Below are 14603 nucleotides of genomic sequence, written 5' to 3'. Positions count from 1 at the left end.
TGGAGGGGCACATGGCGGCTTATGCGGTGACGGGTGCCGCCTCGGGAATGGGCCGGGCGAGCGCGGAGCGGCTGCGGGCCGCCGGGCACACGGTGATCGGCATCGACCTGAAGGACACCGAGGTCACGGCGGACCTATCCACTCCGGAGGGTCGTTCCCACGCCGTCCGGGCCACGCTCGAGCTGGCGGGCAGCCGTCTCGACGGTGCCGTGCTCGCCGCGGGCCTGGGCCCCACCCCCGGCAAGGAGGAGATCATCGCGCAGGTCAACGTGCGCGGCGTGATCGACCTGCTTGTCGGATGGCGAGCAGCTCTGGCCGCCTCCGCGAACAGCAAGGTCGTGGTGTTCGGATCCAATTCGACGACCACGACTCCCGGCGTGCCGAACTCGGCGGTGAAGGCCTTCCTCGCCGGCGACATGGACAAGGGCGTCGTGCGCACCACCCGCATCTCGCAGGCGGGCCCGCCGTTCACCTATGCGGCGTCGAAGATCGCCGTGACCCGATGGGTGCGACGCGCCGCGGTCACCCCCGAGTGGGCGGGTGCCGGCATCCGCCTCAACATCCTCGCGCCCGGAGCGATCTCCACCCCGCTGCTCGACGCGCAACTCGAGAGCCCCCTCGGGAAGGTGGTGGAGAGCTTCCCCGTTCCGCTCGGGGGCTTCGGGAAGCCCGACGAGATCGCGCAGTGGGTCGAATTCATGCTGTCCCCGGCGGCGGACTTCATGACGGGCAGCGTCGTGGTGGTCGACGGCGGCACCGAGGCGTACTTCCGTCCCGACGACTGGCCGGTGCGGGTCCCGTTCCGGTCGATCCCGCGCTACCTGCTCGGCATGCGCAGGTTCGGGCGCCGCAAGTGAGGGTCCGCGCAGCGCGGACCCCCACCGCGCTCCCGTATCAGGCAAAGTAGTCGCCGAAACCGTAGATCGCGTCGAACGCGCTGGTGGGCAATACATCCACCGCGTTCACGCGGTAGGACGAGTACGAGTCCTGCATCAGGTCGCGCACGAACCGCAGGGCGTGGATCGCGTCGACGGCGTCGACGGTGATGATGAGCTGGGCGCGACCGTTGTCGCTGCGGCCCACCGCCCCGTGGTGCGGGACGATCGGTTCGATGAGGTCGACGGTCTCGTCGTCGGTCAGGAGATCGAGGTCGGCGTCGATTTCGATCATTGCGTTGTATTCCATGTGGGTTCTCCCGGTTCGAACACCCGAGCGGCCTCGCGCCGCGCGGGTTGATCTCGACGGGGAACACGCACGGCGACATCATGCCCGAACCGGATGACCCTCGCCATCATCCGATCGGGGGACATCCGATCGAGACGGACGGACGATGTGCGGGACCGGTGCTCCGCGCGACGCTCGATGCATGCCGATCGTCGAAGTGAACAATCTGCACAAGTCGTACGGAGGTCGCGCCGTCGTGGACGGCGTGAGCTTCGAGATCCACGAAGGTGAGATCTTCGGGGTCCTCGGTCCGAACGGGGCCGGGAAGACGACCTCCGTCGAACACATCTCGGGTCTGCGAAAACCCGATGAGGGCACCGTCCGCGTCGCCGGCCTCGACCCGGTCCGCGACCACCGGGCCGTCACCGAACTGCTCGGCACGCAGTTGCAGCAGAGTGAGCTGCAGCCGAAATTGACCGTGCGCGAGGCCCTCCGGTTGTACGCGGCCTTCTACGCCCGACCCGCGGACGGCGATGTGCTCGCCGAACGCCTCGGGCTCGGCCGCATGCTCGACACCCGGTTCACGAAACTGTCCGGGGGCCAGAAACAGCGGTTGTTCATCGCACTGGCACTCATCGGTTCACCGCGCGTCGTCGTCCTCGACGAACTCACCACCGGACTCGACCCGCGTGGGCGCCGTGACACCTGGGAACTGATCGAGGAGGTGCGTGATTCCGGCGTCACCGTCCTGCTCGTCACACATTTCATGGAAGAGGCACAACGCCTCTGCGACCGTGTCGCGGTCTTCGATTCCGGGCGCATCCGTGCGCTGGGGACGCCGGCCCAGCTGATCGGGCAGTCGTCCGCAGCGATCGTGGTCTCGTTCCACCCGTCCGGTCCGCTCGACCCCGCGCTCCTCGAAGCCCAGCCCGGCGTCGTCTCCGTGCACACCGCCCGGGAACGGGTGGCCGTCGAAGGCGGTGAGGAGTCGATCCACGCGGTACTCGGCCTGTTGGCACGCCTCGGCGTCACGGCCGAACGCCTCCGCATCGCCGAAGCGACCCTCGACGACGCCTACCTCGATCTCACCGACACCAGGAGCACGTCATGACCGACCCGACCGTCCGCACCAGGCTCGTCGAGACGTCGACGACGAGCACCCCGACGATGTCCGCATCGACCGCCGTTCTGCGTACCGAGGCACGACTGTTCACGCGGGAACCCGGGGCGCTCTTCTGGATCCTCGTCTTCCCCACGCTGTTGCTCGTGATCCTCGGCCTGATTCCCGGTTTCCGGGAACCGGATCCGGACCTCGGTGGTCTGCGGGTGATCGATCTGTACGTCCCCGTGGCGATCCTCCTCGCGATGATCGTGGCCGGTGTCCAGACGATGCCCGCGGTGTTGTCGTCGTACCGAGAACGGGGAATCCTCCGCAGGCTCGCCGTGACCCCGGCGAGTCCGTCGCACCTGCTGACCGCACAGATCGTGGTGCACGCGATCGCGGTCCTGGCGTCGGTCTTCCTCGCACTGATCGTCGGTCGGGCGGCCTTCGGAGTCGCCTTCCCCGCCCAGCCGTGGGGATACGCACTCGCGGTACTCGTCACTCTCGCTGCGGCACTGAGCGCGGGAGGGACACTGGCTGCGGTGGCACCTTCCGTGCGGATCGCTCAGACGCTGGGCACGATCGTGTTCTTCCCGTTGATGTTCAGTGCGGGCGTATGGCTTCCGGTGCAGGCGATGCCCGAGCTGCTGCGACGGATCGTGGAGCTGACACCCTTCGGTGCCGCAGCGCAACTGCTCGACGAGACCGCCGCGGGCGGCCTGCCGAATCTCGGTGGCATCGCGGTCGTGGTGGGTTGGACCGTCGTCCTGACCGGCGTGGCGATCCGGTGGTTCCGTTGGCAGTGACGGCGTCGACCGTCATCCTGGAAGCCATGACGGCACCGACGACCACCGACGATCCGTGGCTTCGGACCTACAGATGGGCGCCGGTGGGGATGCTCGCGACCGGCACCGTCCTGTCCGTCGGCACCGCGACGTTGTTGATGAGTCCCGCCGAGCGGTACACGGCAGCGGTGCTCACCGCGGTGGCGGTGGGTCTGGAACTGTGGCGCGGTCGCCGCCGCCGGTCGATGCCGGAGGGCGACGCGGTCTACTACCTGCTCCGGTCCGCCCTGGCGTTCGTCCTGAGCTGGCTCAACCCGTTCTTCGCGATCTACGCGGCCTCCGGCTACTTCGATGCCCACGCGATGCTGCCGGACCGCTGGATCCGGTTCGGGCTGATCGTCACCGCCGTGACGGTGGCGGGTTCGCAGGCGGGTGGTCTGCCGCCGGAGGACACGACGATGTGGATCGCGTTCGGGCTCCTCGTCGTGCTCAACGCCTCGATTTCCATGCTGATGATGAGGCTCGCCGAACGCGACGAGCAGCGAAGTCTCGAACGGCTCGCTGCGATCACCGAACTCGAACGCACCAACGTCCGACTCGAGAACGCGCTGTCCGAGAACCAGGCCCTGCACGCGCAGCTGCTGGTGCATGCCCGGGAAGCGGGGATCGACGACGAGCGCCGCCGGCTCGCCGCGGAGATCCACGACACCCTCGCCCAGGGCCTGGCCGGGATCGTCACGCAGTTGCAGGCGGCACAGGACACCGCCGATCCGGAGGCGGCGCGGCGCCACGTCGAGAGGGCCACGGACCTTGCGCGACGCAGCCTCGGCGATGCCCGCCGCTCGGTGCGCAATCTCGCTCCCGAGGCACTCGAGCACCGCACGCTCGACGACGCGCTGGCCCACGAGGTGGAGAGATGGTCGGCCGAACACGGGATCCGGGTCGATCTCACGGTCACGGGCACCACCGAACCGTTGCACGACGACATCGGCGTGACGTTGTTCCGCATCACCCAGGAGGCCCTCGCGAACGTCGCCAAGCATTCCTCCGCACACCGTGCCGGTGTCACGGTGTCCTATATGGACGACGAAGTGAGTGTGGACATCCGGGACGACGGATGCGGTTTCGATCCGTGCGCGACACCGGGCGACGGATTCGGGTTGCGGGGCATGCAGTCCCGTGCCGACCGGATCGCCGGCGTCGTGGACGTCGAGTCCGAACCGGGTGTGGGGACCGCGGTCTCGGTGCGGGTGCCGCTGATCAGGGCCGGGAGGATGTCGTGACCGACGCGGACGAGATCACCGTGCTGATCGTCGACGACCACCCCGTCGTGCGGGACGGCCTGCGCGGAATGTTCGCCGCATCCCCGGAATTCGACGTGGTCGGAGAGGCTGCCTCCGGTCCGGAGGCCGTGACCCTCACGCTCGAACTCGACCCCGACGTGGTGCTCATGGACCTGCGGATGCCGGGAGGCGGGGGAGTGCAGGCGATCACCGAACTCGTCGCGCGAGGTGCGCGCAGTCGCGTCCTGGTGCTGACGACCTACGACACGGACGCCGACACCGTGCCTGCGATCGAGGCCGGCGCGACCGGCTACCTGCTCAAGGACGCTCTGCGGGACGACCTGTTCGCCGGGGTGCGGGCCGCGGCGGAGGGACGGACCGTCTTGTCGCCGGTGGTCGCGTCGCGGTTGATGAACCACATGCGGACACCCACCGCCCCGCAGGCGCTCAGCGCCCGGGAGCGTGAGGTGCTGGCGCTCGTCGCGAAGGGCACCTCGAACCGGGCCATCGCCCAGGAGCTGTTCATCAGCGAGGCGACCGTGAAGACCCACCTGACCCACGTCTTCGCGAAGCTCGAGGTGAAGGACAGGGCGGCCGCGGTCGCAGTCGCCTACGACCGCGGGATCCTGGGTTAGCCGAACAGCAGGGTCAGCCGAACAGCAGGGTCAGCCGAACAGCAGGGTCAGCCGAACACCGCACGCTCGCGGCGTCGTTGCCGACGGGAGAAGACCGCGACCATCAGTCGCACCGGAAGGGGCAGTTCGCGGCGGACCCGCTCGGTCTCGTCCTCGGTCATCACGGCGAAGAAGCGGGTGAGGTCGAAGTCGGCCCGGCCACCGCGCTGGGCGTCCTTCTCGAACCGCTGCCACGCGTCGGCGGAGACGTGCCCGGTGATGAGCGGGAAGACCGTTCGCTCCTCGTCCGCGATGTGCTCGTGGAGGTGCTCACTCAGCGTGCGGAGGGTGCGTGCGAAGCCGGCCACTGCCGCGGGGTCGGGGAGCCCGCGGGTGAATTCGCCGAGTTCGTCGAGGAGCGGGTCGAGTTCGTCGTGGTCGTCGGTGAGTTCGGTGAAGTCGACGTGGGGTCCGGCCGACGCGGTGATCAGCGGCCAGAGTGCGAGGTCCTCCACGTTGTGATGGTGGTAGAGACTCGCGACGAACAGTCCGACATAGTCGGCGGTCGCCGCGTAGCGGGCCCTGTCGAAGCTCGACGGATCTGCGAGCATCCGGTCCGCCAGTTCGCGGAGCCGGGTGACGTCGCGGAGGATCACGCGGTACGCGAGCCGCATTCCGAGCAGGTCGTCGTCGGTGGTGAGGCGCGGGGTGAGGGATGCGGAAGTCATGTCGGTAGCGTGCGCGGCCGGACTTGGAACCGGCTTGGTGCCGAGCGGGCGCCGGAGATCGTCGCGCACCAAGTGGTCGCCAAGAATGTCTCCGCGCGCTCGGTCCGTGATCATCACTCCGGCACTTGCAGGGAGCCGACAGCTGATGTCAGCGGGTCGGCGCGATGCCGAACAGGAGCGCGTCGATGCCGGCGCGGAACGCACGGTCGTTCGCATCGGATCCGTCGTCCGCACCGCTGCGGCTGTCCGCATCTGCGACATCACCTGCGGATCCTCCGGCGGACGCGCCGGTCATCAGGGCGGTGAGATGCGGGTAGTCGCCGTGCTCGAGCATCGCGGCGATGTGCGCGGCTCCGCCGCCGGCCGCCCCTGCAGACATCCCGGCGGCCTCCTGCGCGGCGAAGTTGGTGACCCACCCCGACAGGAGGGCGACTCCGGTCATCGTCGCGGTCGGGTCGAGTCCGGCGGGGGCGAGGGCGCCGACGAGGTGGTCGAGATACCGCATCGAGTTCGGGCCGAGCGTCGATGCCGTGACCTGGCTCAGCCAGGGATGCCGGCGGTGGATTGCGCGGGACTGTTCGGCGACGTCGAGTACGTCGGCGCGCACGTCACCGGTCAGCGGAGCGAAGCGGTATTCGGCTCCGGCCCGGTCGACCATGAGGTCCACGAGATCGGTCTTGCCGGAGACGTAGCGGTAGAGCGACGCGGGGGCGGTGCCGAGGGCGTCGGCGAGCCTGCGCATGGACAGGGCGCGGATGCCGTCCTCGTCGGCGATCCGCACGCACGCGTCTGCGAGCTGATCGAGCGTGTAGGCCGGTCGCGGGCCGGGGCGCCCGGTGTCGGACCGCAGCCAGATCGAGTCGGAGACCGTCATGCAGGACAGCATGCCCCCTCGAACGGGTTGCGAACGATGTTCGCAGATGCGTACCCTCGAACTGCGAACGGTGTTCCCAATCGAGAGGTGGATCGTGATCGAGATGGCACTCGAGGCGGAAGGCCTCACCCGGGCGTTCGGCGATCGCATCGTCGTCGACGACGTCCACCTGCGCGTCCCGCCGGGGCGCGTCCATGCGCTCCTCGGTCCGAACGGATCGGGGAAGACCACCATCGTCCGGATGCTCGCCACCCTGCTGCGGCCCACGGCCGGACGTGCCCGCGTACGCGGCTTCGATGTGGTGCACGACGCGACCCGCGTGAAGCGCTGCATCGGCTTCGTCGGCCAGTACCACGCGGTGGATCTACGACTGACCGGTGTCGAGAACCTGATGATCGTCGCTCGCCTGCACGGTCTGGCCGGCCGCGCCGCCCACACCCGCACGGTCGAACTGCTCGACCGCTTCGGCCTCGCCGATGCTGCGAACCGGCAGGCGAGCACCTACTCCGGCGGCATGCGCCGGCGGCTGGATCTGCTCGCCGGGATGCTCGTGCGACCCGACGTGCTCTTCCTCGACGAACCGACCACCGGTCTCGACCCGAGCAGCCGCAACGAGATCTACGGGATGGTCGGCGAACTGGTCGCCGAGGGCACCGCGGTCCTGCTCACCACGCAGTATCTCGACGAGGCCGACCGGCTCGCCGACGACATCACCATCCTCGACGCGGGCCGGACGATCGCGACCGGCACTCCCGCCGAGATCAAGGAGGCGGTCGGCTCCGGACTCGACCTCGTCCTCCCCGGTGCCGCCCACATCGACGAGGCCGTCGCCGTCATCGGCGCATTCGGCTTGCGCCACAACGGCATCCAGGTGCCGGTCGAGAACGGCTCGGTCCGGCTGTCCTTCACGACCGACGCCCACTCGGTGCCACTGCTGCCCGTGCTGCGCGCCCTCGACGACGCGGGTGTCCCCGTCGACGACATCGGCCGTCGTCGAGTCGGTCTCGACGAGGCATTCCTGACCCTGACCGGACGCGAGCGAATCGAGGAGTCCGCATGACCACCATCCACGAGTCCGGCCACGGCAGTTCTGCCCTCACCGGCACCCGGACGTTGCTGCATCGCGTCCTGCTGACCTACCGGCACTCGCCGGCCCTGCTGTTCGTCACCCTCGCCGCACCGCTGGGCATGATGCTGCTCTTCGGATTCGTCTTCGCCGGCGCCCTGTCCGGTGGCGAGGGCGCCGCCTACCGCGCATACCTGATGCCGGGTGTGCTCGTCCTCGTGGCGGCCATGGGCCTCGCGACCACCGCCGCCACCGCGAACGCCGACATGCGCAGCGGACTGTCGGATCGCTTCCGGACCCTGCCCACCTCCCCGGTGGCCGCGCCCGCCGGACTCGCCTTCGCCGAGACCCTGACGTGTGCGGTCACGCTGGCGCCGATGGTCGGCATCGGATATCTCGTCGGCTGGCGGATCGAAGCGGGCGCCGGGGAGATCGCCCTCGCCGCGGTGGTGCTGCTGTTGTTCCGGTTCGCATTCTCGTGGGCAGGTGTGTGGCTCGGCGTCTCGATCCGGGACGAACAGGTCCTGCAGCAGTGCGCACCCATGATCTTCGGCACGATCATGTTCTCGAACATCTTCGTGCCCACCGACACGATGCCGGTGGTCGTCCGACAGATCGCCGAGTGGAATCCCGTCAGTGCCGTCGTAGGTGCGCTGCGCGAGCTGCTCTCGGCGTCCGCGCCGGTACCCGCGGATGCGGCGTGGCCGCTGCACCATCCGGTGTGGTCGGCGTTCGGCTGGTGCGTCGTGCTGCTCGCCGTGACGGTCCCGCTCGCCGTGCGCCGATACACGGCCGATCACCGGATCCGGTAGCTACCGGCCGGTAACCGGACCATCGGCAGACACCGGAATCGGGCGGGACTACCCTGTATATCCGTGACCTCACACTATGACGTCGTTGTCCTCGGAGCCGGTCCCGGTGGGTACGTCGCTGCTATCCGCGCGGCACAGCTGGGACTGAGCACCGCCATCATCGAGCAGAAGTACTGGGGTGGTGTCTGCCTGAACGTCGGCTGCATCCCCTCGAAGGCACTTCTCCGCAACGCCGAGCTGGCACATCTCTTCAACAAAGAGGCCAAGACCTTCGGCATCTCGGGAGACGTGTCCTTCGACTTCGGTGCCGCCTACGACCGCAGCCGCAAGGTCGCGGACGGGCGCACCAAGGGCGTGCACTTCCTCATGAAGAAGAACAAGATCACCGAATACGACGGTAAGGGCTCGTTCGTCGACGCCAAGACCATCGAGGTGACCCTCACCAAGGGCGGCACCGAACAGGTGACCTTCGACAACGTCATCATCGCCACCGGCTCCGTCACCAAGCTGCTGCCGGGCACCGAGCTCAGCGACAACGTCGTCACCTACGAGGAGCAGATCCTCACCCGCGACCTCCCCGAGTCCATCGTCATCGTCGGTGCCGGTGCCATCGGCATGGAGTTCGGCTACGTCCTGAAGAACTACGGGGTCGACGTCACCATCGTCGAGTTCCTCGACCGCGCACTGCCCAACGAGGACGCCGACGTCTCCAAGGAGATCGCCAAGGCGTACAAGAAGCTCGGCATCACCATCAAGACCGGTGCCGCGGTGCAGAAGATCTCGGACGACGGTTCGAAGGTGACCGTCGAGATCAAGGACAACAAGTCCGGCAACGTCGAGACCGTCACGGTCGACAAGGTGCTGCAGTCGGTCGGCTTCGCGCCGCGCGTCGAGGGCTACGGCCTCGAGAACACCGGCGTCGAGCTCACCGACCGCGGTGCCATCGCGATCGACGAGCGCATGCGCACCAACGTCAAGGGCATCTACGCCATCGGCGACGTCACCGCGAAGCTTCAGCTCGCGCACGTCGCGGAGGCGCAGGCCGTGGTCGCGGCCGAGACCATCGGCGGTGCCGAGACCCTCGAGCTCGGCGACTACCGCATGATGCCGCGTGCGACCTTCTGCCAGCCGCAGGTCGCCTCCTTCGGTCTCACCGAGGAGCAGGCGAAGGCCGAGGGCTACGACGTGAAGGTCGCGACCTTCCCGTTCACCGCCAACGGCAAGGCGCACGGTCTGGGCGATCCCAACGGCTTCGTCAAGCTCATCGCCGACAAGACCCACGGTGAGCTCATCGGCGGCCACCTCATCGGCCCCGACGTCTCGGAGCTGCTGCCCGAGCTGACCCTGGCCCAGAAGTGGGACCTCACGGTCAACGAGCTCGCGCGCAACGTCCACACGCACCCGACTCTGAGCGAGGCGCTGCAGGAGGCCATCCACGGTCTCGCAGGACACATGATCAACTTCTGAGGATGCGGGGCCGACCCGAGGCCCCGCGTTCACCCTTCTTCCGTGTGGGCGGATCCCCGCTCGGATGTACCGGCTCAGCCCGTGACGACTCGACCGTCGTCGCGGGCTGACGTCGTTCCGCCCTTCTCCGGGCGCAGCACCAGCTGCACGAGACAGTTACCGTCCTGCGGGTCGGGCCGGACGTCGACGGCGTAGCGGCTGCGCAGCAGGTCGGCGTGGTCGTCGAGGACACGCTGGATCAATCCGCGTTGGATGCCGCGCACCACTTCGGGATTCGTGCGGGCGATCTCCGCGAGCGGGCACGTGCACAACGTGAGGCTGTGGGTGCCGAAGGCGTTCGTCGCGCTCTGCGTCTCGAAACCCAACTGCTGCAGGGCGTCGATGACGAGCGTGCCGGCGTCGACGGTCGGCGCGGGTGCGAGGGCGAGCATGCCCGCCCAGTCCGAGCCCACCTCGAACGCCTTGTCCTCGCGCTCGGTGGGGGTGCCCCCGATCCGCGCGGCGAGCAGCGCGACGAGATCGGTGTAGGACGGTTCCTTCACCGCGACGTAGCCGAGGCGCGGGCGCCCGACCCGCTCGATCGGAAGTTGCCGGGTGCGGACGAGACCTTCCTCCCCGAGGCCCGCGAGATGGAAGCGGACGGTCGTGACGTGCAGGTCGAGCGTGGCGGCGAGATGATGGGCGTCGACCGGGCCCGAGGACTCCCGCAACAGGCCGAGAATCCGCTCGCGTTGCTTCACCCGCCGTGCCAAGTCCGCTCTCCCGTCGCGCCCGCGGTGACTCTCAGGTGAGGGTCACCTTATTAAAAGGAGGAAAATCCTCTATAGTCGGCGCCATGGAGGCGACAACCGACGCACCGTCCACGTTACGACCGGTCCGGAGAGCCTCGGAACCGTAGCCACCCTTGCCCTCGCGAGAAGGAGTGCAGAACATGGCGGACAAGCGCGCATCGGAAGACGCTCTCCCCCTTGCGGGTAGGGACACCGCCCACCTGCCGGGACACTGGCTGCTCGCCCGCCTGGGCAAGCGTGTGCTGCGGCCCGGCGGTAAGGAACTGACGGCACGCGTGCTCGCCGACGCGAGGTTGCGTGGCGCGGACGTCGTCGAGTTCGCGCCCGGCCTCGGCCGGACGGCGCAAGAGATCCTCGCGTACTCGCCCGGCAGCTACACCGGAGTCGAATCCGACGAGACGGCAGCCGAACTGACGCGCAAGGCCATCGCCGGCGGAGGCAGTGTGGTCAGCGGCGAGGCATCGAAGACCGGACTCGACGACGAGGTCGCCGACGTCGTGGTCGGCGAGGCGATGCTGACCATGCAGACCGACAGGCACAAGGCGGAGATCGTGCAGGAGGCCCGCCGGGTGCTCCGTGTGGGCGGCCGGTACGCCATCCACGAACTCGCGATCGAACCCGACGAGGTCGATGACGAGGTCAAGACCGAGATCCGCACGTCGCTCGCGCGCTCGATCAAGGTCAACGCCCGCCCGCTCACCGCGGCGGAATGGCGGACCCTGTTCGAGGAGAACGGATTCGAGGTCGAGAAGATCGGCTTCGCTCCCATGGCGCTGCTCGAACCCAAGCGCATCCTCGCCGACGAGGGCCTGCCCGGCACCCTGAAGTTCGTTCGCAACGTCCTTCGCGACTCCGACGCCCGCAGCCGGGTGCTCCAGATGCGGTCGACGTTCACAAAGTACAAGAAGCATCTGGTCGCGATCGAGATCGTCGCCACGAAGAAGGAAGCGTGATGAGTACACAGCAGGTCGAGGGCAAGCTCACCCGTATCGAGGGGCTCGCGGAGCTCAACGCGGGCGAGGGGAGCGGGCCACGCATCGAGAAGCTCGCGGCGGTCACCGGTGCCACCGTGGTACGTCTGTCCTTCGTCGCCGGGCAGACGATGGACGACCACAAGGCCGGCGCTCCGATCCTCGTGCAGGCCGTCACCGGCGACATCTCGTTCAGCACCGCCGACGAGACCGTGTCGCTCGTACCGGGTACCGCCGTCCACGTCGACGCCGGCATCGTGCACCGCCTCGTCGCGAACGCCGATTCCGTGGTGCAGCTGACGATCCTGCGCTGAGCTGTCACCGATCCCACATCGGCGACGAATGTGCATGTGAGGTGTGCGCGCCCGCGTAGTGTTGCGCCATGGCGGAACGCGGCGCTCGCCCACACGTGCACCCGGTTCGGAGATGGTTGCTGCGCACGGTGCGGCACCTGTTCACACCTCTGCGGCCCGACGACTATCTCGAGATGATCAACCCGCTCTGGACGACCCGCGAACTGCGCGGCCGTGTGGAGCGGGTCGTCCCCGAGGGCGGCGACGCCGCATCGGTGCTCATCCGCCCGGCCTACGAGTGGCGCGGTCACGAGCCGGGCCAGTACGTGCGGCTCGGGGTGGTCATCGACGGGGTCTACCACTGGCGCGCGTACTCGCTCACCTCCGACCCCGATCCGGTCGACGGGCTCATCAGCATCACACCCAAACTCGTCGAGAATGGCGTGGTCTCGCCGTACCTGGTCCGCAAACTCGAGCCCGGCGACATCGTCCGCCTCGGTGAGGTCGAGGGCGTGTTCACCCTGCCCGACCCGCTGCCCGCGAAGATGCTGTTCATCAGCGCGGGCAGCGGGATCACCCCGATCATGAGCATGCTGCGCAGCCTCGACCACCGCGACCGCATCGACGACGTCGTCGTCGTGCATTCCGCCCACACCGAGGACGAGGTGATCTTCGGCTCGACCCTGCGCGACCTCGACGAGCGGCATCCCGGAATGCGTCTCGAGCTGTGGCTCAGCGGCGACCGCGGCCGCATCACCCCCGACGACCTCGGCGATCTGTGCCCCGACTGGCGCGAACGCGACGCTTTCTGCTCGGGCCCGCGCGACCTGCTCGACGCCCTCGAAGAACACTGGGACGAACACGGTGATCCCGAAAGATTCCACCTCGAACGTTTCCAGCCGATCATCGGTGGGAATGCCGGGAGCGGCGAGGGCGGCACCATCCACTTCCTCGACAGCGAGAAAGAGGTGGAGTGCGACGGGGGAACACCCATCCTGGTCGCAGGCGAGAACGCCGGCCTGAAGTTGCCATACGGCTGCCGTATCGGCATCTGCCACACGTGCGTCGGAACGCTGAAATCCGGGCAACTCCGGGACCTGCGGACCGACGAGGTGAGCGAGCCCACCGGGGCTGCGGTGCGTACCTGTATCCACACCGCGGAGGGTGACATCGAAATAGAACTGTGAAGCAACCGGCTTCGAAGCAGGGGGCGTCGTGACGAGAAGCATCGACAGGACCGACACCGGGACACGGGAACCACAGAGTCCGCTCGCGCATCTGAGCGACGACGATCTCGAGCAGATCGCCAAGGAGTTCGACGCCATCCACGACGAGGTGTACTCGAGTCTCGGCGACAAGGACCGGCAGTACATCAAGAACGTCATCGCCGCGCAACGGCAGTTGGTCGTCGCGGGGCGGTTACTGCTCTTCGCGTCGTCGTACAAGCCCGCCTGGGTGGCCGGGACAGCCTGTCTCGGAGTGGCGAAGATCCTCGAGAACATGGAGATCGGCCACAACGTCATGCACGGCCAGTGGGACTGGATGAACGATCCGGACATCCACTCGTCGGTGTGGGACTGGGACACCGCCTCCACCGCGGAGGCGTGGAAGCACTCGCACAACTACATCCACCACACGTTCACGAACATCCGCGGCCTCGACAAGGATCTCGGCTACGAGATCATGCGGATCGACCCGCACCAGAAGTGGCACCCCGTCTACCTGGCGCAACCTCTCTACAACGCGCTGCTCACCGTGCTCTTCGAATGGGGTGTGGCGCTGCACGACCTCGACCTCGAGGCGTTGTGGGCCGGCGAGAAGTCGACCGGTCAGGTAATCGAGGAGCTGAAGGGCATCTTCGGCAAGGCCCGCGCGCAGTTCGTCAAGGACTACGTCGGCTGGCCGCTGGTGAGCGCCGCGCTGTTCGGTCTCGCGCAGGTCGCGCTGCAGGGCCGGTTGCCCCAGCCGAAGACCTCTCGTCTGGGCCGGCGACTGCGGTCGATGAGCAAGGGACCGATGGGCAAGGGCCGGTCCGGAAAGTTTCGTACCGCAGCCCATCTCGCCGACCGGTATCTACCCGGTGTCGAGAAGACCTTCCTCGCGACGGTTCTCGCCGACATCACGGCCAACATCATTCGCAACGTGTGGGCGCACGCGATCATCTTCTGCGGGCACTTCCCGGACCAGACCTATACCTTCTCGAAGAAGGAGGTCGAGAACGAGTCGCGTGGAGGGTGGTACGTGCGGCAGCTCGTCGGCGCCGCGAACATCGAAGGCACCCCGCTGTTCCACATCCTCAGCGGCAATCTCGGCTACCAGGTGGAGCATCACCTGTTCCCCGACATGCCGAGCACCCGTTACGCGGAGGTCGCGCCGAAGGTCAAGGACATCTGCGAGCGTTACGAACTGCCCTACAACTCGGGGCGATTGGGCAAGCAGTGGTTCATGGTGCACCGCACCATCGCCCGGCTCGCCTTCCCGGGCGGCAAGCCCCGTCCGAAGCCCGGACCGTATCGTCGTTCGCAGGATCCCACCGGCGGTCCCGTTCCCAGCGAGGCCGCACGGTTCCGCGACCGTCTGCCGGCCGACCATCCCGACGCCGGACCGGAACACGCCGGTGGCGGTGTGAAGGTCGATCCGCCGCCCCGCTGAC

General features: G+C 68.0%; 16 protein-coding genes. 12 read left to right on the top strand and 4 right to left on the bottom strand.

Annotated features, from left to right (window positions below; all coding sequences use genetic code 11):
• The first annotated feature begins 11 nt into the window (after positions 1-11).
• Positions 12-857 carry an SDR family oxidoreductase gene (locus tag AC6CID_RS22960; RefSeq protein WP_498354547.1) on the top strand — a complete coding sequence of 282 codons (846 nt, stop codon included), beginning with the start codon at positions 12-14 and terminating at the stop codon, positions 855-857.
• 37 nt (positions 858-894) lie between these two features.
• Here AC6CID_RS22960 and AC6CID_RS22955 read toward each other — a convergent pair whose 3' ends face one another.
• A complete protein-coding gene (locus AC6CID_RS22955; protein ID WP_019291132.1) occupies positions 895-1185 on the bottom strand; it encodes a hypothetical protein in 291 nt (96 codons plus the stop codon).
• Positions 1186-1366: 181 nt separating this feature from the next.
• On the opposite strand from AC6CID_RS22955, the gene AC6CID_RS22950 reads away from it, so the two are divergent.
• From AC6CID_RS22950 to AC6CID_RS22935, 4 genes are read left to right on the top strand one after another with little or no spacing between them, the layout of a single operon-like run.
• The gene (locus AC6CID_RS22950; protein WP_498354546.1) at positions 1367-2275 is read left to right on the top strand and encodes an ABC transporter ATP-binding protein; all 909 of its coding nucleotides are present in this window, start codon (positions 1367-1369) and stop codon (positions 2273-2275) included.
• Positions 2272-3072 (top strand): ABC transporter permease, encoded by an 801-nt coding sequence (locus tag AC6CID_RS22945; RefSeq protein ID WP_019291134.1) that lies wholly within the window; start codon positions 2272-2274, stop codon positions 3070-3072. The genes AC6CID_RS22950 and AC6CID_RS22945 overlap by 4 nt, the downstream gene beginning before the upstream one ends.
• Positions 3073-3098: 26 nt before the next feature.
• The gene (locus AC6CID_RS22940) at positions 3099-4334 is read left to right on the top strand and encodes a sensor histidine kinase (RefSeq protein WP_064852243.1); all 1236 of its coding nucleotides are present in this window, start codon (positions 3099-3101) and stop codon (positions 4332-4334) included.
• Positions 4331-4969 carry a response regulator gene (locus AC6CID_RS22935; protein WP_006553604.1) on the top strand — a complete coding sequence of 213 codons (639 nt, stop codon included), beginning with the start codon at positions 4331-4333 and terminating at the stop codon, positions 4967-4969. Before AC6CID_RS22940 ends, AC6CID_RS22935 begins: the two co-directional genes overlap by 4 nt.
• Positions 4970-5016: 47 nt before the next feature.
• Here the strand turns inward: AC6CID_RS22935 and AC6CID_RS22930 are convergent, their stop codons facing one another.
• Together AC6CID_RS22930 and AC6CID_RS22925 are read right to left on the bottom strand one after the other, a co-directional pair.
• Entirely contained in the window at positions 5017-5676 is a 660-nt protein-coding gene (locus AC6CID_RS22930; protein WP_498354545.1) for a hemerythrin domain-containing protein, read from the bottom strand.
• A 148-nt stretch (positions 5677-5824) separates the two neighbouring features.
• Entirely contained in the window at positions 5825-6550 is a 726-nt protein-coding gene (locus AC6CID_RS22925; protein ID WP_230809933.1) for a TetR/AcrR family transcriptional regulator, read from the bottom strand.
• Between the two features lie 103 nt (positions 6551-6653).
• Here AC6CID_RS22925 and AC6CID_RS22920 point away from each other — a divergent pair, with 103 nt between their 5' ends.
• From AC6CID_RS22920 to lpdA, 3 genes are all read left to right on the top strand, one after another.
• Complete coding sequence (locus AC6CID_RS22920) at positions 6654-7610, top strand: ABC transporter ATP-binding protein (RefSeq protein WP_230810012.1); 957 nt, start codon at positions 6654-6656, stop codon at positions 7608-7610.
• Positions 7607-8428 (top strand): ABC transporter permease, encoded by an 822-nt coding sequence (locus AC6CID_RS22915; protein ID WP_072740477.1) that lies wholly within the window; start codon positions 7607-7609, stop codon positions 8426-8428. Before AC6CID_RS22920 ends, AC6CID_RS22915 begins: the two co-directional genes overlap by 4 nt.
• Positions 8429-8491: 63 nt before the next feature.
• Positions 8492-9895, top strand: a complete 1404-nt coding sequence (gene lpdA, locus AC6CID_RS22910; RefSeq protein WP_006553599.1) for a dihydrolipoyl dehydrogenase — start codon at positions 8492-8494, stop codon at positions 9893-9895.
• 74 nt (positions 9896-9969) lie between these two features.
• On the opposite strand, the gene AC6CID_RS22905 is transcribed toward lpdA, so the two are convergent.
• Positions 9970-10647: a helix-turn-helix transcriptional regulator gene (locus AC6CID_RS22905; RefSeq protein ID WP_248846324.1), complete on the bottom strand. Its 678-nt coding sequence runs from the start codon at positions 10645-10647 to the stop codon at positions 9970-9972.
• 179 nt (positions 10648-10826) lie between these two features.
• On the opposite strand from AC6CID_RS22905, the gene AC6CID_RS22900 reads away from it, so the two are divergent.
• The 4 genes from AC6CID_RS22900 (at position 10827) to AC6CID_RS22885 (ending at position 14602) form a co-directional block, all read left to right on the top strand.
• Complete coding sequence (locus AC6CID_RS22900; protein ID WP_064062060.1) at positions 10827-11639, top strand: class I SAM-dependent methyltransferase; 813 nt, start codon at positions 10827-10829, stop codon at positions 11637-11639.
• Positions 11639-11971 carry a cupin domain-containing protein gene (locus AC6CID_RS22895; protein ID WP_006553595.1) on the top strand — a complete coding sequence of 111 codons (333 nt, stop codon included), beginning with the start codon at positions 11639-11641 and terminating at the stop codon, positions 11969-11971. Before AC6CID_RS22900 ends, AC6CID_RS22895 begins: the two co-directional genes overlap by 1 nt.
• A 68-nt stretch (positions 11972-12039) precedes the next feature.
• On the top strand, positions 12040-13137 hold the full coding sequence (locus AC6CID_RS22890; protein ID WP_064062055.1) for a ferredoxin reductase: 1098 nt from the start codon (positions 12040-12042) through the stop codon (positions 13135-13137).
• Between the two features lie 28 nt (positions 13138-13165).
• Positions 13166-14602: a fatty acid desaturase family protein gene (locus AC6CID_RS22885; RefSeq protein ID WP_498354544.1), complete on the top strand. Its 1437-nt coding sequence runs from the start codon at positions 13166-13168 to the stop codon at positions 14600-14602.
• The last annotated feature ends 1 nt before the right edge of the window (position 14603 follow it).

The organism is Rhodococcus sp. GQ147, assembly GCF_059759155.1.
This window is presented reverse-complemented; position numbering and strand designations above follow the sequence as displayed.

Bases quoted from the DNA above. Each gene is read 5' to 3' on its own strand.
- AC6CID_RS22960 (WP_498354547.1), top strand. From the start codon at position 12: ATGGCGGCTTATGCGGTGACGGGTGCCGCCTCGGGAATGGGCCGGGCG.
- AC6CID_RS22955 (WP_019291132.1), bottom strand. From the start codon at position 1,185: ATGGAATACAACGCAATGATCGAAATCGACGCCGACCTCGATCTCCTG.
- AC6CID_RS22950 (WP_498354546.1), top strand. From the start codon at position 1,367: ATGCCGATCGTCGAAGTGAACAATCTGCACAAGTCGTACGGAGGTCGC.
- AC6CID_RS22945 (WP_019291134.1), top strand. From the start codon at position 2,272: ATGACCGACCCGACCGTCCGCACCAGGCTCGTCGAGACGTCGACGACG.
- AC6CID_RS22940 (WP_064852243.1), top strand. From the start codon at position 3,099: ATGACGGCACCGACGACCACCGACGATCCGTGGCTTCGGACCTACAGA.
- AC6CID_RS22930 (WP_498354545.1), bottom strand. From the start codon at position 5,676: ATGACTTCCGCATCCCTCACCCCGCGCCTCACCACCGACGACGACCTG.
- AC6CID_RS22925 (WP_230809933.1), bottom strand. From the start codon at position 6,550: ATGACGGTCTCCGACTCGATCTGGCTGCGGTCCGACACCGGGCGCCCC.
- AC6CID_RS22920 (WP_230810012.1), top strand. From the start codon at position 6,654: ATGGCACTCGAGGCGGAAGGCCTCACCCGGGCGTTCGGCGATCGCATC.
- AC6CID_RS22915 (WP_072740477.1), top strand. From the start codon at position 7,607: ATGACCACCATCCACGAGTCCGGCCACGGCAGTTCTGCCCTCACCGGC.
- AC6CID_RS22900 (WP_064062060.1), top strand. From the start codon at position 10,827: ATGGCGGACAAGCGCGCATCGGAAGACGCTCTCCCCCTTGCGGGTAGG.
- AC6CID_RS22895 (WP_006553595.1), top strand. From the start codon at position 11,639: ATGAGTACACAGCAGGTCGAGGGCAAGCTCACCCGTATCGAGGGGCTC.
- AC6CID_RS22890 (WP_064062055.1), top strand. From the start codon at position 12,040: ATGGCGGAACGCGGCGCTCGCCCACACGTGCACCCGGTTCGGAGATGG.